Source organism: Staphylococcus simulans, assembly GCF_002902285.1.
GTDB classification, from domain to species: Bacteria; Bacillota; Bacilli; order Staphylococcales; family Staphylococcaceae; genus Staphylococcus; species Staphylococcus simulans.
Map to the genome: position 1 here is coordinate 1 of NZ_PPRU01000043.1, position 23,259 is coordinate 23,259.

General features: G+C 36.7%; 23 protein-coding genes and 1 riboswitch. Of the genes, 9 read left to right on the plus strand and 14 right to left on the minus strand.

Annotated features, from left to right (window positions below):
* The first annotated feature begins 47 nt into the window (after positions 1–47).
* The gene (locus CD112_RS09865) at positions 48–734 is read left to right on the plus strand and encodes a helix-turn-helix transcriptional regulator (protein WP_002479648.1); all 687 of its coding nucleotides are present in this window, start codon (positions 48–50) and stop codon (positions 732–734) included.
* 27 nt (positions 735–761) lie between these two features.
* Here the strand turns inward: CD112_RS09865 and CD112_RS09870 are convergent, their stop codons facing one another.
* Entirely contained in the window at positions 762–1,478 is a 717-nt protein-coding gene (locus tag CD112_RS09870; RefSeq protein WP_002479649.1) for a CPBP family intramembrane glutamic endopeptidase, read from the minus strand.
* Positions 1,479–1,578: 100 nt separating this feature from the next.
* On the opposite strand from CD112_RS09870, the gene CD112_RS09875 reads away from it, so the two are divergent.
* Complete coding sequence (locus tag CD112_RS09875) at positions 1,579–1,923, plus strand: hypothetical protein (protein WP_002479650.1); 345 nt, start codon at positions 1,579–1,581, stop codon at positions 1,921–1,923.
* A gap of 298 nt (positions 1,924–2,221) precedes the next feature.
* On the plus strand, positions 2,222–3,094 hold the full coding sequence (locus CD112_RS09880; RefSeq protein WP_002479651.1) for a MurR/RpiR family transcriptional regulator: 873 nt from the start codon (positions 2,222–2,224) through the stop codon (positions 3,092–3,094).
* Between the two features lie 45 nt (positions 3,095–3,139).
* On the opposite strand, the gene CD112_RS09885 is transcribed toward CD112_RS09880, so the two are convergent.
* Positions 3,140–4,531: an amino acid permease gene (locus tag CD112_RS09885; protein WP_103364227.1), complete on the minus strand. Its 1,392-nt coding sequence runs from the start codon at positions 4,529–4,531 to the stop codon at positions 3,140–3,142.
* 654 nt (positions 4,532–5,185) lie between these two features.
* On the opposite strand from CD112_RS09885, the gene CD112_RS09890 reads away from it, so the two are divergent.
* From CD112_RS09890 to CD112_RS09900, 3 genes are all read left to right on the plus strand, one after another.
* The gene (locus tag CD112_RS09890) at positions 5,186–6,028 is read left to right on the plus strand and encodes a formate/nitrite transporter family protein (protein WP_002479653.1); all 843 of its coding nucleotides are present in this window, start codon (positions 5,186–5,188) and stop codon (positions 6,026–6,028) included.
* 68 nt (positions 6,029–6,096) lie between these two features.
* Positions 6,097–6,450: a hypothetical protein gene (locus CD112_RS09895; protein ID WP_023015028.1), complete on the plus strand. Its 354-nt coding sequence runs from the start codon at positions 6,097–6,099 to the stop codon at positions 6,448–6,450.
* Entirely contained in the window at positions 6,447–6,629 is a 183-nt protein-coding gene (locus CD112_RS09900; RefSeq protein ID WP_002479655.1) for a hypothetical protein, read from the plus strand. Before CD112_RS09895 ends, CD112_RS09900 begins: the two co-directional genes overlap by 4 nt.
* Positions 6,630–6,738: 109 nt before the next feature.
* Here CD112_RS09900 and CD112_RS13810 read toward each other — a convergent pair whose 3' ends face one another.
* Together CD112_RS13810 and CD112_RS09910 are read right to left on the minus strand one after the other, a co-directional pair.
* Complete coding sequence (locus CD112_RS13810; RefSeq protein ID WP_070468812.1) at positions 6,739–6,921, minus strand: hypothetical protein; 183 nt, start codon at positions 6,919–6,921, stop codon at positions 6,739–6,741.
* Between the two features lie 16 nt (positions 6,922–6,937).
* On the minus strand, positions 6,938–7,570 hold the full coding sequence (locus CD112_RS09910; RefSeq protein ID WP_060803638.1) for an HAD-IA family hydrolase: 633 nt from the start codon (positions 7,568–7,570) through the stop codon (positions 6,938–6,940).
* A 203-nt stretch (positions 7,571–7,773) separates the two neighbouring features.
* Between CD112_RS09910 and CD112_RS09915 the strand changes: the two genes are divergently transcribed.
* Entirely contained in the window at positions 7,774–8,310 is a 537-nt protein-coding gene (locus CD112_RS09915; protein ID WP_002479658.1) for a hypothetical protein, read from the plus strand.
* Between the two features lie 134 nt (positions 8,311–8,444).
* On the plus strand, positions 8,445–9,800 hold the full coding sequence (gene glpT / locus CD112_RS09920; RefSeq protein ID WP_060803637.1) for a glycerol-3-phosphate transporter: 1,356 nt from the start codon (positions 8,445–8,447) through the stop codon (positions 9,798–9,800).
* Positions 9,801–9,875: 75 nt separating this feature from the next.
* Here the strand turns inward: glpT and CD112_RS09925 are convergent, their stop codons facing one another.
* From CD112_RS09925 to CD112_RS09965, 9 genes are all read right to left on the minus strand, one after another.
* Positions 9,876–10,397, minus strand: a complete 522-nt coding sequence (locus CD112_RS09925) for an SRPBCC family protein (protein WP_002479660.1) — start codon at positions 10,395–10,397, stop codon at positions 9,876–9,878.
* Positions 10,398–10,553: 156 nt separating this feature from the next.
* Positions 10,554–11,861, minus strand: a complete 1,308-nt coding sequence (locus CD112_RS09930) for a Na+/H+ antiporter NhaC family protein (protein ID WP_002479661.1) — start codon at positions 11,859–11,861, stop codon at positions 10,554–10,556.
* Positions 11,862–11,929: 68 nt separating this feature from the next.
* A riboswitch (SAM riboswitch) is annotated at positions 11,930–12,040 on the minus strand.
* A gap of 89 nt (positions 12,041–12,129) precedes the next feature.
* The gene (locus tag CD112_RS09935) at positions 12,130–12,741 is read right to left on the minus strand and encodes a flavin reductase family protein (protein ID WP_023015031.1); all 612 of its coding nucleotides are present in this window, start codon (positions 12,739–12,741) and stop codon (positions 12,130–12,132) included.
* Positions 12,742–12,873: 132 nt separating this feature from the next.
* Positions 12,874–13,755 carry an SDR family oxidoreductase gene (locus CD112_RS09940; protein WP_103364228.1) on the minus strand — a complete coding sequence of 294 codons (882 nt, stop codon included), beginning with the start codon at positions 13,753–13,755 and terminating at the stop codon, positions 12,874–12,876.
* 71 nt (positions 13,756–13,826) lie between these two features.
* Positions 13,827–14,942: an amidohydrolase gene (locus CD112_RS09945; RefSeq protein ID WP_103364229.1), complete on the minus strand. Its 1,116-nt coding sequence runs from the start codon at positions 14,940–14,942 to the stop codon at positions 13,827–13,829.
* The gene (locus CD112_RS09950) at positions 14,939–16,123 is read right to left on the minus strand and encodes a SulP family inorganic anion transporter (protein ID WP_308446730.1); all 1,185 of its coding nucleotides are present in this window, start codon (positions 16,121–16,123) and stop codon (positions 14,939–14,941) included. Before CD112_RS09950 ends, CD112_RS09945 begins: the two co-directional genes overlap by 4 nt.
* Positions 16,124–16,249: 126 nt before the next feature.
* The gene (gene hutI, locus CD112_RS09955; protein ID WP_002479666.1) at positions 16,250–17,491 is read right to left on the minus strand and encodes an imidazolonepropionase; all 1,242 of its coding nucleotides are present in this window, start codon (positions 17,489–17,491) and stop codon (positions 16,250–16,252) included.
* Positions 17,484–19,172: a urocanate hydratase gene (gene hutU / locus CD112_RS09960; RefSeq protein ID WP_057509931.1), complete on the minus strand. Its 1,689-nt coding sequence runs from the start codon at positions 19,170–19,172 to the stop codon at positions 17,484–17,486. Before hutU ends, hutI begins: the two co-directional genes overlap by 8 nt.
* 56 nt (positions 19,173–19,228) lie before the next feature.
* Positions 19,229–20,554 (minus strand): YjiH family protein, encoded by a 1,326-nt coding sequence (locus CD112_RS09965; RefSeq protein WP_173020225.1) that lies wholly within the window; start codon positions 20,552–20,554, stop codon positions 19,229–19,231.
* 498 nt (positions 20,555–21,052) lie between these two features.
* Here CD112_RS09965 and CD112_RS09970 point away from each other — a divergent pair, with 498 nt between their 5' ends.
* Entirely contained in the window at positions 21,053–21,934 is an 882-nt protein-coding gene (locus tag CD112_RS09970) for a LysR family transcriptional regulator (RefSeq protein ID WP_002479669.1), read from the plus strand.
* A gap of 50 nt (positions 21,935–21,984) precedes the next feature.
* On the opposite strand, the gene hutG is transcribed toward CD112_RS09970, so the two are convergent.
* Positions 21,985–22,914: a formimidoylglutamase gene (hutG, locus tag CD112_RS09975; RefSeq protein ID WP_002479670.1), complete on the minus strand. Its 930-nt coding sequence runs from the start codon at positions 22,912–22,914 to the stop codon at positions 21,985–21,987.
* Positions 22,915–23,259 lie beyond the last annotated feature (345 nt).

A 23,259-nucleotide genomic window follows, 5' to 3' on the forward strand; every position in this document is an offset into this window, starting at 1 on the left:
GATATGATATAATGATTGTAATATGTAATATATCGGAGGTGGCTTAATTGAATAAAATAGAACGTCAAAATAAACTTGTTCAGGCAATTGAAACCAACCATCAACTCACTGCAGCACAACTTGCGAAAACACTTAAAGTTTCAAAGCGTACGATATTAAGAGATATCCAAGATCTTGAAAAACAAGGTGTCCAAATTATCGCAAAACAGGGCATGCTCGGCGGATACCAGATTCAAAGCCATCCTGCACCGATTCAACTCGAATTAAACGAAGCACAAATGCTAGCTTTATTTATGACATTAAACGAGAGTCAATCTTATTCTCGTTTACCTTATAAAAAAGAAATTGCACAAATTATCAAGAAATGTCTCAATCAGCCAGCAACACATATCAGACGTTTGTTAAAACGCATGGATCGCTACATTAAATTTGAATCTAATCCAAACGAGACAATACCGCAAATCTTTTCAGACTTATTAATTTATTGCGCAGAGCGTAATGTGATGTTAGTCGAATATGATTTGGAAAGTGAGACCTATACTGAAAATGTCATCTTTATCGGATTGATATGTCGCAAAGCTGAATGGCGTGTCGTTATTTTCGATATTGGTCATGGACATACAAAAGAAATACCGATTCAAGCGATTCAAGACATCTCTTATTCATTCCATAAAACATTAAAGACTCACGATATTACTATCTATAATTATCAACAATTTTTAAAATCCAACTAAGGGATACACCTCAGTTGGATTTTTTTATTATAGATATAAAATTGTGATGATAAAAGAAACAAAATTATTCGCGATGTGAATTGCGATAGTAGCTGCAGTATTTTTACCTGATTTGAAATATACATAAACAATAACAATTGCCATAATTAAATAGGACCCGATTTCAAATGGAGATTCGGCTCCTGTGACATGAATCAACGCAAAGCCGATAACCGAAATAATCGCCATGACAATATAATTCAACTTCTTCCCTAACTCTCCAATCAAAATGGTACGGAAGAATAATTCTTCAACAACAGGACCTATAATTACTACAAAAATAAATGTGAAAGGTAAAAATGCTGGATTTCTGAACAATAATTCTAATTCCTGTTCATTTTGTGTTTCTGTATACTGTAAATTTTCAGGCAAGAACGAAACCAAATAATTGTAGAGTGTTTCTCCTCCCATTGCGATCAGCAGCATAATTAGCAAGAACAACCAATGTTTCTTAACATAATGCCATCCTGATGATAATTTCATAGGCATTTCACTATAGTGAAAATAATAGTAAATAATTAAAAGTGCGATATATGTATTGATTTGACCTATAGCTGAAATTGGAATTAATGTTTCAACGGTCATCGGTACATTAAAATTGGCTGCTATTAACGTTTCTAAAAAAGTAAATAGAAAGATTAAAACAAAACCAATCGGAATTAACGTTAAATCTCTCCATGCTGGCTTATTATTTTTTAACTCCATAAGATGCTCCTCTATACAAAATTTAACTTCTCATGCATTTATCTTAAGTTATCGGCTTTCAAATCACAAATTAAATTTATCTTTTAAGGAATGATTAGTAATGACAAAACAAACCATTGAAACAGATATTTACGCACAACTGATTCATTTGATTACTTTAAGCGACACCTATCATCACTATATAACTTTAAATCAACAGAAGCCTGCTGAACAGACTGCAAATGATATCACAACATATCTACAAGCATATTATCACAAAGCGCAAAGCTTAGTTGAAACACACCCTTCTTTTATTACACAACGCTACTGTGACTTATTAGCCAAATTAATCTTGCAGCCGTTAGTAATCCTTAACACTGGCAATACAAATGTGATGATCAAAACGTGGCAAAAACCCATTCATCACTTGCTTTTTCTTTTAACCTCTCACTCAATTATTGACTAATATTTTAATATTTTAACGTTAATCGTTTAAATCTTTATCAGTTAGGTATGATAATACTAGTGAGTGTTGTTTTTAAAATTCTCAATTGTGTTAGCTGTCATCCTATAGTACACTAGAAACCATTATAAAGATGAACTGATAATTGGGAGACTGTCGGTTTGTCTGAGTCGTGCTTTAATAGGCGTACAAACAATAATCAAAGTAAACTGTAGCAACTAAGGGTTCTGTTTACTGCTATCTATGATTTACAAAACAAATGAAAAAGCAGCTTTGTTTTTTCATAGAGCAGGTGATTATGATGACAAACATACTATTTAAACTAGAAACAAAATATAATGTTTTAACTAAAAGCGAGAAAAAAATCGCAGACTTTATTTTAAAACGGCCACAAAAAGTCATTGATATGACAACTTTAGATTTAGCGAACAGCACCAATACCAGTCCTTCTTCGGTCGTCCGCTTCGGTTACAAAGTAACAGATGGCGGCTTTCAAGAATTAAAAACGGAAGTATCAAAATACCTTTCCAAACGTACAAAACCCCAACCTATTGAATTACAACCGAATGAATCGATTGATTCTATTAAACGCAAAATGTTGTCACGCAGCACTCAAACATTATGCAGAGTTTCAGATGAAGTTGATGAACAGAAGATTGAACAAGTCTGTATCAGGTTGAAACGTTCACGTACCATCTTCTTATTTGGCTTTGGCGCTTCCTTTGTTTCAGCATTAGATTTAACACAGAAACTATCTAAGGTTGGTTTAAATGCACAATGCGTTGAAAGTGTGCACGCGTTAATCAGTTTAATTGCAACTCATGACGCCCGTGATACATTATTCTTAATTTCTAATAGCGGTGAACACAATGAACTCGAAGCCATTGCACGTGTTGCGTCGGATTATCATTTGTGCCTGATTACCTTAATGGGTACACATCATAATCCGATGACACGCTATAGTGATATTGATTTGATTTATAGCGAATCAGAAGAAAATGAGTTTCGTATGGCGGCTACTACTTCTCTGACAGCCCAGCTCTTTACTATCAATGTGCTGTATTACCGTTATTTGTCTATGGACTTTTCAAATGCGTTAGATACAATTACGCAATCTAAAATGGCTTTAAACAACTATAAGAAACATCTTTCTAAAATTAAATTTGAACATTAAAAAAGAGTTGAGCATAACGCCCAACTCTTTTTCATTTGTCTTATATTATTCTAAATGTTGATCTTTGTAAGGTAATTTGTCGTATCCACTGATGAAGTAGAACGCTGTCATGAAACCTAAGAATAAGAATCCGATAACAACTGATACAACTGTTTCTTTATTAAGCAACATACCGATTAATACGATAATTAAGAAAATAATAGTCGCATAACTTGCTGGTGCCCCGCCTGGCATTTTGAATGGATGACCTTGGACTTCTTCAGGATGAAGGCGTCTGAAGCGGATATGACTGATTAAAATCATAAACCAAGGAATCATACCAGGTAAGATTGATGCACTATAAACATATACGAAAATACTGTCTGCACCTTTAATGAATAAAGGTAAGATAACGTTTAAGATAACACCGATAAAGATACCGATTGAAATCGCAAGTACTGTGTACACAGGTACACCATTTTTCATTACTTTCAAGAAGAATCTAGGTAATTGTTTGTGTTGTGCCAATGTATAAATCATACGGCTCGCACTGAAGATACCTGAGTTACATCCTGACATTGCGGCTGTTAATACTACGAAGTTGATTAAACCAGCTGCAATTGTAATACCGACTTTCGCGAATGTTGCTACGAATGGACTACCGATTGTACCAAGTTGATCCCATGGATAAACAGTTACAATAACGAAGATAGCTCCGATATAGAAGATTAAAATACGCCAGATAACACCGTTAACTGCTTTTTTAATATTCTTTTGAGGATTTTTAGTTTCCCCTGCTGTGATACCGATTAATTCTACACCTTGATAAGAACCTACAACGATTGATAAAGCAAAGAAGAAGCCAAGCCAACCGTTAGGAAGGAAACCGCCGTGTGACCATAAGTTAGATAAACCGATGGCATTTCCGCCGTTACCAAGTCCGAAGAAAATCAAACCGAAACCAGCAATAATCATTAAAACAATAGTGACAATCTTAATCATCGCGAACCAGAATTCAAATTCACCGAACGCTTTAACTGATACTAAGTTCGCTGAAGCTAATAATACAATAACGATAACACCAGGAATCCAATCCGGAAGTTCTGGGAACCAATATCTCATGTATTCTCCGACTGCGATAACTTCACTCATACCAACTACAACCCACTGGAATATGTTACTCCAGGCTGTTAAATATCCTGCTACTGGATGAATATAGTCACTTGCGAAGTTCGCAAATGAACCTGTAGTAGGATGTAAGTAAACCATTTCTCCCATTGCACGCATTACTAAAAATAAAAATAGTCCAACAATTAAATAAGCAAAAATAACAGATGGTCCTGTCCATTTAATTGTACTTGTCGCACCCATAAATAAACCAACGCCGATGGTACCACCGAGTGCGATCATTTGAATCTGTCTAGAACTTAATCCCCTGTGTAATTGAGTTTCTTCCATTAGAAAATACCCCTTCTCTTTCATGATTTCCAGGCCCTATTACAAGTTATCGATAGCTGCCCCATTCTCTCTTTCTATTTCAGCGTCCCAATTTACTAAAATTTAAAAGATTGCGAAAAATTTAACAATGTTTCTTTTTGCTATCGATTTGTAACTTTTCAAGCCCATTGAGGCTATTATACTATAAAATTTCTAGATGAAAACATAAAAATTACACTTTTATGTATGCGCTTTCATTTATTTTTTCCTAAAATACAACAAAAGCAGTCATCGCGCATTTTAATGCATTTCGCACTCAAATAAAATATTGTATTCCTAAAACACACACAATGAACAGTGTCCATTTAGTAAATACATTTTATTTGAACATTATAGCACGGAGTTTTATAAAAGCGCAATGTACTTTTGATAATTTTCTGATTCTTTGTCATGTACATAGAGACAATTGTCTTTTTGACACAATCACTGTTTTATATACAAATGCAGTATTTCAATAATTTTCACGAGACAGTCATATTTATGAAAAAAGTTTATGTGAAAGTATTCACAAAAATAAGAAATGCGATTATACTATATGCATTACAGAAAATGAGATAACCCTCTCAGCCTGAATTAATATTAAACATTTTGCTAGAGCGAGGAGTTTTTTTAGGAATGAACAGTGAAAAATATATCCGTTGGGATAATGTATTTTATGGACGTAAATGGGTTAAAGAAGTTGTTAAAACTATCCAAACTAAAGACGTCTTACAAGCGACTTATTTTAAGCGCTATTTATTACGTGCCATGATGGCAGGTTTTATTATCAGTATTATTGCAGTCTTTGTATTAGCCATTAAAGCTGGTTTTGTACAAGAAGTACACACAGGAGAAATCAACACAGGAATTATCAACATCGTCGGATCAGTTGCCTTCAGCTTTGCCTTAGTACTGATTCTTTTTACCAATTCAGAACTCCTGACAAGTAACTTTATGTATTTCACAGTGGGTTTATATTATAAAGTTATTTCGCCATGGCGCGCTTTCCAAATCTTTATGTTATGTTTCATCGGTAATATGTTAGGTGCCCTAGCCTTCTTTATTATCTTACGTTTCAGTGATGTCGTTACACCAGAAATGATGAAACAATTAGAAGTCTTGCTACATCACAAAACAATGACAGCTGACTTTACTCAAATATTAGCTAAAGCAATTTTTGCCAACTTCTTTATCAATATCTCATTAGTTATTGCGATGCAAATTGAAGACATTCTAGCAAAAATGTTTGTGATGATGTTTGGGGTTGCTATCTTCGCATTCATGGGTTACGAACACGTTGTTTACAACGCATGTCTATTTATCGGCGGCGCTATTTACCAATCAGATGTTTTACACTTCTGGCCTGCAGTCATCAATATCATAGCTGCATTCATCGGTAACTATATCGGCGGCGGATTAATCATCGGTCTATTCTATGCTTACTTGAATGACCATAAACAATTTAAGAACGAGCTTTAATATGCATACGACGCACCAATATACTATGTTATAATTTGAGTGAACTGAATTGAAAGGAGACGTCAACATTGTCTAAACAATTAGTTTCACGCGGACTATTATATACATTTATATTTGGTGCGTTATTCTTTTTCTTAAACCGCTCAGCCAGTCAAGAATCGCTGACACATACTTTAATTATGTCGGTAATTGCTGCTGTGGTATTCGGTGTATGCTATGTCGCTTTGTTTAGCGCATTGACTTCTCCAGCTAAAAAAATGAAAGTCGGGATTGTATTACCGATTACCGTTATACTCGGTATTGTTATCGGACACTTTACAAATCATATGAAACTTGGAGTAGGCCTTGGCCTAGTACTTGGTATTGTCATTGCCTTTCTCTGGGATTATTTATCAAAGGATCATAAAGGAGAATCAGAGTGAAGCTTACCTTAATTATTATTATCATTGTGCTCCTTATCATCAACCTTGTACCAAACTATCTCATGTACAAACGTTTGAAAGCACAAGGTGAACAAGCAAACCGTCGTGCATTAATGATTGGAGTAGACGCAATTTTATTAGTCTTAGTCATCGTCGGTCTAGTTTATATGTTGAAATAAACAAAACAGAGGATTCAAAAGCCGTTAACTTTTGAACCCTCTGTTTTTATTATAATTTTAATTTCATTAATGGTTCGTATCCTCTTTTTCCATCAGTTGCTCATTAAGGTTATAACTGCCCTTTCAACACAAACTGATAAACTAAGTAGGCAGATATCAAGTAAATCATAGAACCTATCATGAACGCGCGAAACCTGACATTCATCGGCACCCTTCTATTAAAGATAGGTGCAAGTATTAAGTTTCCAACGCCAATAATTAACGGTCCTGCTAAAAAGAATAATAGCAACATGCGCTCACCTGCTCACTTAAAAATATTGTTTCATAATTGTTTCAGCATCTAAATTCATTCCTTCTAAATTTAAATTGCTGAAATCCATCTGTTCAGTCATTTGATTTGTATTTACAATTACTCCAAGTCCCGCACGTTCTGCAGCAGTTGCACCATTGACTGAATCTTCAATAGCTAAACAACTCACCGGATTCATATTCAATTGTTGAACCGCAGTTAAGTATAAGTCTGGTTCAGGTTTGACCGCTTCTACATCTTCTCTTCCGACAATCACTGCAACCCGATTTGTTAATCCTAATGCTTGAAGTGCAGGTTGAATCGCTTCACGACTACTGCTCGTTGCAATCGCAAAAGGAATATGTTTAGCCTCTAAATGTTCCATCAAACGACTGATATTTTCAATCATCGATAGATGTCGACTCTGTTGATGATGATCATCATACAATGCCTTAGTTGCTTCTTCTCCAATTTGTGATTCTATATATTGATGCAACCCTTTGGCTGCACCGCCGATGGATTGACGATAAAAATCTACTGAAATTGGATCTTTTTGATATGCAGTTAAATGTTGATTGATCACATCAAACAAATGTTGTTCCGTATCAATAATCGTACCATCAAAATCAAATACGACTGCTCTATATCGCATGATATATTCACTCTCTTTCTTTCCTATGTATTACACTCATTATATTGAAAAAATGACAAAATTAACAATTATCTTCATTTCGTCCAAAAGTCCTAGTGAAAAAGTTTTTAAAGCGTGATACAATTTACAATGAATTTGAACAACACGCAATCCATCCATCTTATGCCACTCAAATATAAATTATACTTCTGGAGGAATTGTCTATGTTTATAGATAAATATGACACTTTTATTATTAATATAGGGCATCTATCAACATGGCTTAAGCGAAGACAATTATTAAAATTATGCAGACAACTTCAAAGCAGTCACGCTGTTCAAGCAGAATTCACTCGAATTAAACAACAGCCTGTTTTAAAAGTCCGTATTCCAAAATGCAACCTGCCTTACTTCATCAGTTTCTTAAGTTATCACAACTACCCTATCTACCAGATTTTACCTTTTGCAGACAAAGACTTCGTCTATCAATTTGCACCGAATATTCAAGCTTCTATGCATTTCAAACTTAAAATTGACGGTTTACAAGATATGTTTGTCAAAGATAAAATCATTGATATTATGCAGTTTCTTAAACATCAAGAAGACATTAAATATGTACTCACAACGTATCACATTGATATTTCATGTACACCGCACGTATTATCTAAATTGATTCATGCGCTTGCGACACAAAACATCGATGTATTAGGTGCGAACTACAGACCACGCATCGCTCAGCATAAATATTCTACAATCTCATAATTAAGTGTACCGTTCTGACATTCCATGATTGGGGTGTCTTTTTTTATATTAAAACTAAAAAATAAAAATGTTCATTGCTCTTTTGTAAATTTAGTATTAAGATTAAGTTAATTATTTGTAAAGGAGGCGCTTTCTTGTTTAACTTCTTAAAACCGCCAAAGCCGATTGCTCCTCTACCAAAAGAGCAAGTTGATGATACATATAAACAACTACGAATGAAAGTATTCTTAGGTATCTTCATCGGTTATGCGGGTTATTATTTATTACGCAAAAACTTTTCTCTTGCGATGCCTGATTTGATTGAACAGGGGTTCAGTAAAGGTCAATTAGGTATTGCGCTGTCCGCCGTTTCAATCGCATACGGTTTTAGTAAATTTGTGATGGGAACTGTCAGTGATCGAAGCAACGCACGCATGTTCTTAACACTAGGATTGATTTTGACTGCGATTGTCAATCTGTTGCTTGGTTTTGTTCCATTCTTTACTTCAAGCATTTTAATCATGTTTATTATGCTGTTCTTAAACGGCTGGTTCCAAGGTATGGGGTGGCCGCCTTCAGGACGTGTCCTCGTCCATTGGTTCAGTGTGAGTGAACGAGGCAGTAAAACAGCCATTTGGAACGTCGCACATAATGTCGGCGGCGGCTTAATGGCACCGATTGCGACTTGGGGTATTTCTATGACTGCCTTATATAACTTCGGTTATCTAAAAGGATTTGAGGGTGTCTTCATTTATCCAGCATTACTTGCGATTATCATTGCGATCATCTCTTATATCTTAATTAGAGATACACCACAATCACAAGGTTTACCACCGATTGAAGCCTATCGTAATGATTATCCGACCGCTTCAAGAACAACACTTGAAACAGAATTAACTACCAAAGAAATCTTGTTCAAATATGTGTTGAATAACAAATGGGTATGGGCAATCGCTTTCGCGAATATTTTCGTCTACTTCGTTCGTTATGGTGTACTTGACTGGGCACCAGTCTATTTAAGCGAAGAGAAACATTTCGATATGAAATCCTCTGGATGGGCTTACTTCCTTTACGAGTGGGCTGGGATTCCTGGAACATTACTGTGTGGTTGGATCTCAGATAAACTCTTCAAAGGACGTCGTGGTCCAGCAGGTTTCTTCTTTATGTTAGGTGTAACTATTTTCGTATTAATCTACTGGTTAAACCCTCCAGGTAATCCATTAGTAGATAACTTAGCACTCGTTGCGATTGGTTTCTTAATCTATGGACCAGTGATGTTAATAGGCTTGCAAGCATTAGATTATGTACCTAAGAAAGCAGCAGGAACAGCTGCCGGGTTAACAGGTTTATTCGGTTACCTATTTGGTGCAGTCATGGCTAACATCGTACTTGGTTTCGTGGTTGATCAATTTGGTTGGGATGCAGGTTTCATCTTATTAACAGTGATTAGTATTCTAGCTATGTTAAGCTTTATTCTGACTTGGAATAAACGTGGTCAAGAAACTGTCTAATTGTTGAAAATTGAATATATAAAATAAAACAAGCGACATACGCTGCTTTCTAGCATTGTGTGTCGCTTGTTTTGATTAAAATTCTTCTTTGTCTTCCTGCATTTCTCTTAAAATGTCTTGAAGCTTAATGAACATATTTTCAAAGCCGTGTGCCGTCGCATCATGATATTCTTTCTTCTGCTGTTTGTATTCCAAAGTTGTCCAACGTCTTTCTTTCGGAACAACAGCAGTATAACGGAAGTTCATTTGTGTCATGTCTGAACCTGGTTCACGTTCAAAAATTTCTACTTCAATCGTATCTTCTTTGTCGCTCAGTTCAGGCATACCGATGGTCATCACAATTCGGTTAGGTGCTTCTAGTTCTTGGAAGACCCCTGTTACTCTGTTCTTTTTACCGTTACGTTCATCAACAATTTCATAACGTCTGCCTTCTTCTGGAATCAAGTCAATCGATTGATTTGAACGGTTAGAAGTCATGAACCAACGTCTCATGATATCCGCATCTGTCCAAGCTTGATAAATCAATTCGGGCGGGATGCGCATAAAACGTTCCAATGATATGACTACGACGTCATTTTCAATATTATATCTTGCCACTCTGTCGTCACCTACTTTCGCACTCTTTATTATTCTAACGCATTTAGAAGCATAAGCCAAAGTAATCCTACTAGCAAAGCATTTGTCACTATGCCTCTGTGGTTATTTCACAACAAGATTACTTTAACATTTTTCAAGTGAGAAAGTAAAAATTATTTACGCTTTTTGTTTACGTTTATTCAGTTTTGGAAAATTAAAGATGATTGCGGCTAATCCGCTGATTCCTAAAATAATCGGATAAATCGAATAAGGCACTAACATAAATGGCGAAATACCTGCGACACCCGCAGCCGCAATGACTTGCGGACTATAAGGTAAAAGGCCTTGGAAACAGCTGCCGAAAATATCTAAAATACTTGCTGATTTTCTTGGGTCGATATCATATTCATCTGCGATATTTTTAGCTAGTGGACCTGCCATTAAAATAGAAATCGTATTATTCGCAGTTGAAATATCTGCGGCACTGACTAAACTTGCGATACCGAACTCTGCACCGCGTCTTGATTTGACCTTGCTGCGAACAAAATTAAGTAGCCATGTAATACCGCCATTATGTTGAATGATGCCGATTAAACCACCGATCATTAATGCGATAATCGCAATATCTTCCATGCCGATCATACCTTCTGAAGCGGCTTTCAAGAATCCGATCCAGTTAAATGAGCCGTCGATTAAACCGATAATACCTGAGAGTACTGTTCCACCTATCAAAACAATAATCACATTCACACCGATCAAAGCTAAGATTAAAACTAATAAATATGGAATCACTTTAATAAATTCAAAGCTGTAATCTTTTGTACTGCTGATTGTTGCGCTATGTGTCAAAATACCTAAAATAACCATCGTTAAAATGGCACCTGGCAATACAATTTTAAAGTTTACTTTGAACTTATCACTCATTTTTGTATGTTGTGTACGTACTGCAGAAATTGTCGTATCTGAAATCATAGATAAGTTATCTCCGAACATCGCACCGCCGACAACTGTTGCCATGGCTAGTGCTGCTGAAATGTCAGTCGCCTCACTAATCCCAAAGCCGACTGGTGCAATGGCTGCGACTGTACCAACTGATGTCCCCATAGAAATAGAAACGAACATACAAATAATAAACAAACCGATAATCAATAAGTTGCCTGGAATTAAACTTAATCCTAAATTAACGGTAGATTTCACGCCGCCCATATCTTCAGTCACTTTTGAAAATGCGCCGGCTAAAACGAAAATCAAGACCATCAAAATAATATTAGAATGGCCTGCACCTTTGGTGAATACTTCAACTTTCTCTGTGAATTTTTCTTTGCGATTCATTATTAATGCGACAATAACCGCAATCGTAATCGCAATATTTAACGGCATCTTCGTAAAGTCGCCAGTAATAATCCCAACTCCTAAAAATAAACCGACAAATAGAATTAAAGGAATCAGTGCGACTGCATTGCCTTTTTGTTTTTGTTCAGACATGATTCAAACACCTCACTCATGATATTAAAAAATCCTTTTTTCAGCTAAGAAAAAAGGATACATTATGTTTCTTATCTCTTAGCAAATAGTTGCTATGGGAATTGGCACACGCGTCGCTATCAGCGAACCATGTTGCCGAGGTTTCAAAGTGCCCATCACTCCACCTCTCTTGATAAGCTATATTTATTTTTATTTTTTGAATCTTTTTAAACCTATCATGATTGTAATAGTTAGTCAATCATCAAAGTATGAACTTTTCATTAAGCAATTATTCTGTTGGTCTTTCTAATACAAATTCTTGACCTAATTTTACATAATCATTACCCGCTAAACGACCAACAGGATGTAACGCTTGCACATCAATTTTATGCGGTTCGATATAAACATCATCAGCGATGTGATAACGTACAACTTCACCTAAGATTAAATCGCTGCCCGCTTTGTCATCACCGAGTTCAATCACACGATCCAGTTTACACTCAAATCGGATTCGCGCCCCTTCGACTGCTGGTACATTAACGACATCTGAAGGAATTGTTTTAAAATCTGTACGTTCTAACTCATTTGCTTCACGTTCAATCGGTGCAGCAGTATTATTAATACCTTCAATCATAGACAATTCAGAAATGTGTACCACAAATTCTCCAGTATCAATAATGTTTTGTGCTGTATCTTTACGGACACCTTCTGTGCGTCCAGTTGAAATCATAATCATCGGCGGATGACTGCTGACCACATTAAAGAAACTGAATGGTGCCGCATTTAAATGACCTTCTTTATCTTGAGAAGTCACAAAAGCAATCGGTCTTGGTAAGACGCTGCCGCTTAATAATTTATAATTTTCTCTTTGCGTTAAATCTTTAGGGTTAAAATGTTTCATCATTCTGCCTCCTTAGTTACTATACTAATTATACCTATAGCATAATAAACTAAATCTTACTTTGCGAATAATGTGTTTGTATGTATAAAAACAGCGTTCCATTCATTGTTGGAACGCTGTCTTAATCATAGCTTAGTTAATTTGTTTACCGCCTGTTACGCCATACACTTGTCCTGTTGTATAACTTGATTCGTCTGAAGCAAGTAAGACATAAGTGCCTGCTAATTCTACTGGCTGACCTGCACGGCCCATCATTGAACTTTGTCCGAATTCAGGAATTTTACTTTGCGGTTGACCACCTGAGATTTGAAGCGGTGACCAGAATGGTCCGGGTGCTACTGAGTTCACGCGGATACCTTTATCGATTAATTCTTTTGCTAAGCTTTTTGTTAGTGAAATAATCGCAGCTTTTGTAGCCGCATAGTCATGCAAGATTGGATTAGGGTCATAACCTTGAATAGATGTTGTCGTAGTGATTGTCGCACCTGGTTTTAGATACTCAAGTGCTTTTTGAACTGTCCAGAATAATGAATACACATTCGTTGTGAATGTTTGTGTGAAATCTTCTGTTTTGAAGTTTTCGAATCCTTCATGGTATTGCTGATGTCCAGCAACCAATGTCACATTGTCTAAACCGCCAAGCGTTTCGTGTGCATATTCAACTAAATCGTAGTTGAATTGTTCATCTGATAAATCACCTGGTTTTAAATAAACAGTTCCGCCTGTATCTTCAATAACTTTCTTAACTTCTTGTGCGTCTTCTTCTTCTTTTGGATGATAGTTAATCACAACTGACGCTCCTTCACGTGCATACGCAATTGCGACTGCACGACCAATCGCAGAGTCACCGCCTGTAACTAATGCTTTCAAGCCTTCAAGGCGTCCATGTCCTTTATATGATGTTTCGCCACAGTCTGGTTTTGGATCCATATCTGTTTGGAAACCTGGCCATTCTTGTTCTTGTTTTGGATAATATTGATCAGAGAATTTTGTACGTGGATCTTGTGGTGCCATTATCTATCACTCCTCAATTATTTGTCTCTCTATTGATATACCACAAAATCCATATTTCATTCATCGGCAAATTAAAATAATTTTTGAACTAAATTCGCAAGAAACTCAGGCGCTTTTTTCAAAATGTCTTCATTCGGGTTATATTTCGGATGATGTAAATCATAATCAGATTGTGAACCGATGAAACTGAAAACACCAGGGACAGTATCACTCATAGCTGAGAAATCTTCACCAATTGTTTTAGGTTGTCTCAATTGTTCAACTTTATAACCTGTCTCTTCTGCCGCTTCTTGTGCAATATGTGTTAATGTTTCATGATTCATGACTGCATTCGGTAAATGAATATATTCTAATTCAATCTCCGCATTAAAGGCAGCAGCTAAACCATCACAAATACTTTGTAGACGTTGTTCTGTAAGTGCACGTGTTTCATTATTAAATGTTCGAACTGTTCCTTGAATGCGTGCTGAATCTGGAATCACATTCCACGTGTTGCCAGCTGATACTTCCCCAATTGTCACAACTGCAGAATCAAAGGCTGAAACATTACGACTGACGATAGACTGCACACTCGTTAATAATTGACCTAAAATAATCATCGGGTCATTGCTTTCTTCAGGTTTTGCGGCGTGACCCCCTTTTGCTTTAATTCGAATAAAGAAGCGATCTACTGCTGAAGTCATCGCACCTGGTTTAATCGCTAACGTGCCCACTTTTAATGTCGGATCATTGTGAAAACCTGTCACAGCTTTAATACCTTCTAATACACCCGCTTCTACCATTTGTTGTGCACCGCTGCCCACTTCTTCGGCAGCTTGGAATAAAATACGCACACGTCCAGGCAATTCTGCTTCTTTCTCTTTCAGCAACAATGCAGCACCTAAAATACTTGCCATATGTATATCATGTCCGCAAGCATGCATTACACCTTTATTTTGTGACGTGATTTCACTATCTACTTGTTCTTCTATCGGTAAAGCATCAATGTCTGTACGTAACGCAACAATCGTTTCACCTTCACCGATTTCTGCCACTAATCCTGTGTCTAGTGGATAATCTATAATTTTGATCTCATGTTCTTCTAAAATTTCTTTTAAACGCGCAGTAGTGTCATATTCTTGATAAGAAACTTCTGGATGCTGATGAAACATACGTCTCCATTCGACTAATTGTTTAAAAAGACTCATAAACTTTCCCTTCCTTTACTTACAACGTAGATCACTAAATATATTGCTGAACCTGCCGCAACACCAAAGGCTAAATTATTCGTTATTAACGTAACAATCATCGTACCGATAATCGTTGCGGTATTTAACAGAGGCTTCACTTTAATCGCTTGTATAGTACGTCTATCAAAAGTATTCAACGCAATCGAAACTAATACAGTCGCGAGTACGACCATTGGAATCAGTGCGATAACAGGCCCTAAGACGTAAATCGTCAATAATAAAAACAAAGCAGTCACTAAGGTCGCATAACGTGCAGTTGCACCGACTTTCACATTAAATTTTGATTGACCGACTAATGCACTGCCTCCAAAACCACCAAATAATCCTGCTGCTAAATTCGCAAGTCCTTGTGCAGCTGATTCTTGATTTAAACAACTCTTTTCATTTGTTAGCACATCTAATGCTTGTGCAGTCAATAAAGATTGCAGTGTACCTACAATTGCCATCGTGATACCGTAACCCACAATAACCATTAAGGCATGACTTTCTGTAAACAGATGAAACTGAGACCATTGTAGTTTAGGTAATACCACATAGATATCCGCTAAATCTTTTACATAATGTAGTTTCGGGTGAATAAGATGTGCAATGATGGTTAAGACAATAATTGAGATCAAAGGTGCTGGAATAAACGAAATGAATCGGGGCGCGAACCAAATAATTAAAAAAGAGACTATCGCAAAAACATACGTTGCGATTGAAATGTTGAAAATATTATCGATTTGCGAAGACATTAATAATAAAGCTAAGGCATTCATAAAGCCGATTACAACTGCTTGAGGAATGCGTTCAATCAATCGTCCTACATTTAACGCACCCATGCCTAATTGGAGTATCCCCATGACAATCGTTGCACAGATTAAGTATCCGACACCATGATACATGACTAGAGGTGCTGCGACTAAGGCTATACCACTGCTTGGTCCTGTAATCATTAAAGTCCTGCCTGCAGTCAGACTGAGTACAATCATCATAATCCCCATACTCAATAAGCCGATTGAAGGGTTCATGCCGACAATAAATGAATAAGCAATTGCACCAGGCAATGCAGATAACGCAATTAAAATACCTGCCAACACGTTGTCTTTGATATCACCTTTCCATTGATTCACATACATTTGACGTTCCAATTTTTTCACCCGCCCACTTCTCTATGCACTTATCTTAACATAAATTGTCAGACTATTAAGAAGCAAAAAACAGCCACACTTATGAGAAATCATAAGCATGGCTGTAAAAAGTTGTGTTTAACTGATAGTTAAAGCTTATTGTTGTACTTCAATACGGTTGTCAATAAATAACTTACCGTCTTTATAAACATATTCCGCATGGTTGATACCATAATGGTATGGTACATATTCATAATTCGGTACATTCCAAATCACGAAGTTTGCGCGGTCGTCTTGTTCTAACGTACCTGCATCTGCATCAATTGCTTTTGCCGCATTGACTGTGACTGCGTTCCAAATTTCATTTGGAGTTAATTTTAATTTCAGTGCTGCAATTGCCATAACCATTTGTAAATTATTCGTTACGTTACTGCCTGGGTTGAAGTCAGAGGCAATGGCTACTGCACCATTATTATCCAACATACCGCGTGCATCTGCGTATTGATCTTTACCTAAATAGAATGTTGTTCCTGGTAAAACAACCGCAACTGTGTCGCTATCTTTTAATGCTTGTTTATCTTCTTCACTTGAAGCGACTAAGTGATCAGCTGAAATCGCACCTTGTTCAATCGCAACACCTAAACCACCTAAAGGATCAATCTCATCTGCGTGAATTTTCACATCAAAGCCTTGTTCTTTAGCTGCTTTCATATATTCACGTGATTCATCAACTGTGAAGACGCCCGTTTCGCAGAAGATATCCGCAAAGTCTGCATATTCTTTTACTTCTGGTAATAAGTCAATCATCTCTTGTAAGAATGCTTGATTAGATTCCGCTTCTTTCGGCACAGCGTGTGGCCCTAGGAATGTGTGTTTCATTGTAATGCCATACTTTTTCTCTAAAGCATGTGACACTTTTAATTGTTTCAATTCATTCTCTTTATCTAATCCATATCCACTCTTACTTTCTACTGTTAAGACACCATAAGACATCATTTCACGTAAAGACTTGTCTGTTTTCTTTAACAACTCATCTTCAGTTGCCTCACGTGTTGCTTTAACTGTAGATAGAATACCGCCACCTTGTTCTAGAATTTCTAGATAAGACGCACCTTGTTGTTTTAATGCCATTTCATGCTCTCTTGAACCGCCGAATACTAAGTGTGTATGTGCATCAACCAAAGCAGGAGATACGACTTTGCCTGTCGCATCTACCACTTCTTGTGCATCATACTCTTCTGTATGAGGTCCTGCATAAACTACTTTACCGTCTTTCGCAACTAATGTTGCATTTTCAATGATTTTCAACTCATTTAACTGATTGCCTTTTAAAGGTTTATCAGTTTTCTTCGGTAAAATTAATTGTGCAATATTTTGGATAACAACATCATTACTCATTAGAATCTTGCTCCTTTAACATTGGAATATCGACACCTTTTTCATTTGCTGTATCAATCGCAATATCATAGCCAGCATCAGCATGTCTTACTACACCCATACCCGGATCTGTTGTTAATACTCGTTTCAAGCGTGCTTCTGCACGATCTGAACCGTCTGCAACAACAACCATACCGGCATGTAATGAATAACCCATACCTACACCGCCGCCGTGGTGGACTGAAATCCAAGAACCACCTGCTGCAGTATTGACTAATGCGTTTAAGATTGCCCAGTCACCTACAGCATCTGAACCGTCTTTCATTGATTCAGTTTCACGGTTTGGTGAAGCTACTGAACCTGAGTCTAAGTGGTCACGTCCAATCACAACTGGTGCTGAGATTTCACCATTACGTACTAATTCGTTTAATTTCAAGCCCATTTTCGCACGTTCGCCATAACCTAACCATGCAATTCTTGAAGGTAAACCTTGGAATGCAATTTTTTCTGTTGCCATATCTAACCAGCGCATTAACTTCTCATCTTCAGGGAAAAGTTCACGCATTGCTTGGTCCGCACGTTCGATGTCTTTTGGATCACCACTTAATGCCGCAAAACGGAAAGGTCCTTTACCTTCACAGAATAACGGTCTGATATATGCTGGTACGAATCCAGGGAAATCAAAAGCGTTTTCTAAACCTTGGTCATACGCTACTTGACGGATATTATTACCATAGTCAAATGCTACTGCACCACGTTTTTGGAATTCTAACATTGCTGCTACATGATTTTTCATTGATTGTGAAGATAATTTTACATATTCTTCAGGATTTGCATCGCGTAACGCTGACGCTTCTTCTAAAGAATAACCTTCAGGTACATAGCCGTTTAACGGATCATGTGCAGACGTTTGGTCTGTAATGATATCAATCTTGAAGTCACGTTTTAAAATCTCATTATAAACTTCAGGTGCATTGCCGACTAAACCAACAGATAATGGTTTGCCTGCTTCTTTCGCTTCTTGTGCTTTTTCTAACGCTTCATCTAAAGAATCTGTGATAATATCACAATAACGTGTCTCAATACGTTTTTCGATACGAGATGGATCCACATCTACACCGATAACTACCCCTTCATTCATCGTTACAGCTAATGGCTGCGCACCACCCATGCCGCCTAAACCAGCTGTTAATGTGATTGTACCTTTTAATGAACCGTTATAATGTTGGTTTGCGAGTTCAGCAAACGTTTCATATGTTCCTTGAACAATCCCTTGAGAACCGATATAAATCCAGCTTCCCGCTGTCATTTGACCATACATCATTAAGCCTTTTTTATCTAATTCATGGAAGTGTTCCCAGTTTGCCCATTTCGGTACAAGTACAGAGTTCGATAATAATACTCGTGGTGCTTCTTCATGTGTTTTAAAGACAGCAACAGGTTTACCAGATTGAACTAACATCGTTTCATCACTTTCTAAACGACGCAATGTATCTACAATAGCATCAAAAGCTTCCCAGTTACGTGCCGCTTTACCAATACCCCCGTAAACGACTAACTTTTCAGGATGCTCTGCTACTTCTGGATCTAAGTTATTGTATAACATTCGAAGGACTGCTTCTTGTTCCCATCCTTTACATTCAATTTCCAATCCTTTTTTCGCTTTAATTTGTCTGCCTTTCGCTGCTACTTCTTTAGTCATAATCAATCTCTCCTTTGTTTAGTTATGATATTAAATACACAGTTTTAGATTTCGATTTAGAAAATTAATAACGCAAATGGAATTGCGATTAGTAAAGTTAATGCCACACGGATGAACCAAATCAGAGTTAATTTCCAAATTGGAATTTTGATATCCGTTGCTAAAATACAAGGTACCAGCGCTGAGAAGAAGATAATCGCTGAAATACTTGTAATAGCTGTCACTAACTTAACTGCCATCGTTGACTTCACAACTAATAATGATGGTAAGAACATCTCAATCAGTGAAATCGCTGAAGCTTTCGCTAGCAATGGTTTATCCGCAATCGGGAAAATATAGATAAACGGATAAAAAATATAACTTAACCAATCAATCACTGGTGTGAAATTCGCTAGCAACAATCCGAAGAATCCGATTGATAAGATAGATGGTAAAATCGCCATCGTCATTTCAAAACCATCTTTCACATTCACCCAAATATTTTTGAGTAATGGTAAAGAACCATGTGATTGACGTTTTGCTTCATCATAAGCTGCGACAACTCGATTGCCGTTAACTTCTACTTCTTTCTGACCTTCTTGTCCTTCGTAATATTCTTCTGATTCATTACGAATCGGCGGTAAATGTGCCGAAATAGCTGTCACTACAAATGTAATGATCAACGTACTCCAGAAGAATAAGTTCCAATGCGGCATTAAATCTAATGTATTTGCGACAATTACCATGAATGTTGCGGATACTGTTGAGAAACCTGTCGCGATAATGACCGCTTCTTTCTTGTTATACATTCCATCTTTATAGACACGGTTTGTAATCAAGAGACCTAATGAATAACTTCCGACGAAAGATGCTACGGCATCTACTGCAGATTTACCTGGCGTCTTAAAGACTGGACGCATAATCGGCTGCATTAATACCCCGATAAATTCAAGCAGCCCGTAACCAACAAGTAATGATAGTGCCACGGCACCGACTGGAATCAAGATACTTAGCGGCAACATCAACTTATCGAATAAGAACGGTCCGTAATTCGGATTAAATAACAATGCCGGACCTATTTTAAAGACATACATAATACCAATGACAGCACCGAGTACTTTAAATAAAGTCACCACAAAGTCTGTCGCTGATTTCATAAAGTCTTTACGAATAATCGGTAATGCTGCACCTACTAAAATCATCAGCAAGGCAACGTAAGGCATTGCTACTCCGAATGCTGCGCGAATCCATAAATGAACATGATCTACAATAATCGTGTTCGTTCCGTTAATTGTCACTGGTACGAAGAAACATAAAATTCCGATAATGCTGAATACGTAAAACCGCCACATGCCGACCCCCGTCTGCTTATCAGCGGGTTTACTCTCAGGCTGGAATTCCATATCGCCAGAAACCAAATCTGCTTCTGTTTTCATACTTGACACACCCCTTTGTTTTACAAGTACGACAAAGCTGTTTCAACTGACTGGCTCTCGATGACTTAAGCTTCGCATCATGTTATGAATTTGTGAATGATAGTGAAAGGTCGATCAACTTACGTAAAAATGATCCCCTTCATTTTATGTACGTCCCCTTGTTTACGGACCGACCTCACATTACCATTCTTACAAGTTACACTGACTATTCCATGTTATAATGAATGAATAGTTATAATTTTTAGATTATTAACTGTGGTAATTTATTGAATATTCCGAAATTTTAACGTTAAAACTGTTGCGTTAGAATATTTTTGTATAACTTGTAATACAACTTAAGTATACGCGTAGATGATTATAAGCTTCAAATATCAATAAACTAATCATTTATAGCTTCAAACTATAACAAGGGGAAAACGCACGTGTTACAAAGATTTCAGCATGTCTAATCAGGGGGATAATTTCATGAAAATTATACAATTAGAGTACTTTTTAGCAGTTGTTAAATACAATTCTTTTACAAAAGCAGCACAGTTTCTACATATCAGTCAGCCATCTTTAACAACTGCGATAAAGAAAATAGAAGATGATTTAGGGTATCTTCTATTTATCCGTACAACAAAAGCTTTAAAGATTACAGAGAAAGGCATTCAATTCTATAAACATGCGACAGACTTAGTCGAGATGTATCATCGTACGCTGGATCAGATGTATGATTTGAATATCAGTGATGAACCACGCATTAAACTCTCAATATTAGAGTCTACAAGCGCATGGATGGCAATGGTCATCCAACAACATCATTATCAATTTCATAAACAGCGCTATCAAATTGTCGAACAACATAGTCTTGAACATATTATTTCCAGCTTGTTGAATTTTGATATTTCATTCGCAATTTTCAATGAAGCCATTCAACGTGAAGGGATTGTCTCTGTTCCTTTATACCAAGAGCCTTATGTATTGATTACACCGAAGAATACGTTTAATAATCAAAAGAGCATCAGCGCTGAAGCATTACAACAATTGCCTTTAATCTTGCCTAATCGACAATACCAAGTCCGTAAGCACGTTGATGAATATTTTAAACATATGAATATTCATCCGAATATTGTACTTGAGGTCGATCGTTTTGAAACTGCGACAACACTTGTTCATAGAGGTTTAGGACATACAATCATTCCAAGATTCTACTACCAATCTTCTTCAGCAAATCATTTAAATGCGGTCAAATTAGAACCAAATATTGAACGAACGATTTATTTAAACTATCTAGAAAAACGTAAGCTTTCAGAACCTGCCAATCAATTGATTGATGCCTGTATCAATTATTGGAAAATGAACTAAAATAAGACGGATACTTCCACAAATTGAAGTATCCGTCTTATTTATCTCTATTAATGAATGAAATTATGCAGTAATAATGCGACAAGTTTTGCGGTGCGATTATCGACGTCATGCAATGGATTAGTTTCCGCAACACTTACAGAAATTAACTTCTCATGTCCGATGACACGTCTTGTTAACTCTAAAATAATATGCGGTGTTAAGCCATTTACTGCCGGTGCACTGACACCTGGCGCAAATGCGCTATCTACCACGTCCATACATATCGTCAGCATAATCACGTCATGCTTATTAATGAAGTGGTCTACTTTATCTTTAATCGTTGGAGAAATCTCATGTAAGATTTCATCTACTGTGACATATTCAATGCCACGTTTTTCCGCGTAATCAAATAAATGTTTTGTGTTGCTCGCAGGTTGAATACCTAAAACAAAGTAATGCGCATTGTCATCTTCTTCTAAAATTTGTCTGAAACTTGTTCCTGAAGTGGACGACTCTGCTTCTCTAGTATCAAAATGCGCATCAATATTAATAACGCCAATAGATGCATCTGGATGCGATTTACGCATGGCTAAATATTGTGCATAAGCAATATCATGTCCGCCTCCGATTAATAATGAATAATTATGATTGTCAAACATTTTTGAAGCTAAGTCTGCATATTCTTCTTGTGTTTCAATCAATGCGTCATGATCATGATAGACATTGCCATAATCATAAACTGAGCAAGGTGTTAACACTGATAAGTTCGCAAATGCTTTACGTATCGCATCTGGTCCCTCTTGTGCACCTACGCGGCCATTGTTCAGTTCTACCCCTTTATCTACAGCGTAGCCTAAAATACCAGTTCCTTGTTTTCGATCAAAATTTGTTTCATTGATGTCTTTTAGTTCAATTGTTTGGAAGTGTCTGAATTGCGATGAATCTGTTTCACTATCCACTCTACCTGTCCATAAATCTTTGTTGGCTTGCTTATACATGTTCCACATCCTCCTTAAGTCATACCTTGTGAATCATTATATACATTTCTTAACAGTCTATTCTACTTTTTGCATACCCTTTTCTGAAAAAATTTAAAACGCTTACACTTAAGACTATTGTATTCAACCTTTACAACAAGATTTCATTTAGAAGTCATTTCAGGGGAAGTGATTTATTTATGTTTTATTGAGATGTATAATACTATTAGGTTATTATGTATATCCATACGCTTAAAAATACGGTTAAAACTCTCAATACATACTTAAGGGTTCACTCTGTTTGTAATGTATTATATGATAGAAGTTAATATAAAAATGTATGGATATCGCCGTAATTATTGGAGG

What these genes read in the sequence shown, in the direction of transcription:
- CD112_RS09915 (WP_002479658.1), top strand. Translation starts at nt 7,774, where the DNA reads ATGTTTATAGATAAATATGACACTTTTATTATTAATATAGGGCATCTA.
- CD112_RS09945 (WP_103364229.1), bottom strand. Translation starts at nt 14,942, where the DNA reads ATGAGTCTTTTTAAACAATTAGTCGAATGGAGACGTATGTTTCATCAG.
- CD112_RS09910 (WP_060803638.1), bottom strand. Translation starts at nt 7,570, where the DNA reads ATGCGATATAGAGCAGTCGTATTTGATTTTGATGGTACGATTATTGAT.
- hutI (WP_002479666.1), bottom strand. Translation starts at nt 17,491, where the DNA reads ATGAGTAATGATGTTGTTATCCAAAATATTGCACAATTAATTTTACCG.
- CD112_RS09885 (WP_103364227.1), bottom strand. Translation starts at nt 4,531, where the DNA reads ATGGAAGAAACTCAATTACACAGGGGATTAAGTTCTAGACAGATTCAA.
- CD112_RS09965 (WP_173020225.1), bottom strand. Translation starts at nt 20,554, where the DNA reads ATGGAATTCCAGCCTGAGAGTAAACCCGCTGATAAGCAGACGGGGGTC.
- hutG (WP_002479670.1), bottom strand. Translation starts at nt 22,914, where the DNA reads ATGTATAAGCAAGCCAACAAAGATTTATGGACAGGTAGAGTGGATAGT.
- CD112_RS09930 (WP_002479661.1), bottom strand. Translation starts at nt 11,861, where the DNA reads ATGTCTGAACAAAAACAAAAAGGCAATGCAGTCGCACTGATTCCTTTA.
- CD112_RS09880 (WP_002479651.1), top strand. Translation starts at nt 2,222, where the DNA reads ATGACAAACATACTATTTAAACTAGAAACAAAATATAATGTTTTAACT.
- CD112_RS09870 (WP_002479649.1), bottom strand. Translation starts at nt 1,478, where the DNA reads ATGGAGTTAAAAAATAATAAGCCAGCATGGAGAGATTTAACGTTAATT.
- CD112_RS13810 (WP_070468812.1), bottom strand. Translation starts at nt 6,921, where the DNA reads ATGTTGCTATTATTCTTTTTAGCAGGACCGTTAATTATTGGCGTTGGA.
- CD112_RS09935 (WP_023015031.1), bottom strand. Translation starts at nt 12,741, where the DNA reads ATGAAACATTTTAACCCTAAAGATTTAACGCAAAGAGAAAATTATAAA.
- CD112_RS09890 (WP_002479653.1), top strand. Translation starts at nt 5,186, where the DNA reads ATGAACAGTGAAAAATATATCCGTTGGGATAATGTATTTTATGGACGT.
- hutU (WP_057509931.1), bottom strand. Translation starts at nt 19,172, where the DNA reads ATGACTAAAGAAGTAGCAGCGAAAGGCAGACAAATTAAAGCGAAAAAA.
- CD112_RS09970 (WP_002479669.1), top strand. Translation starts at nt 21,053, where the DNA reads ATGAAAATTATACAATTAGAGTACTTTTTAGCAGTTGTTAAATACAAT.
- CD112_RS09875 (WP_002479650.1), top strand. Translation starts at nt 1,579, where the DNA reads ATGACAAAACAAACCATTGAAACAGATATTTACGCACAACTGATTCAT.
- CD112_RS09940 (WP_103364228.1), bottom strand. Translation starts at nt 13,755, where the DNA reads ATGGCACCACAAGATCCACGTACAAAATTCTCTGATCAATATTATCCA.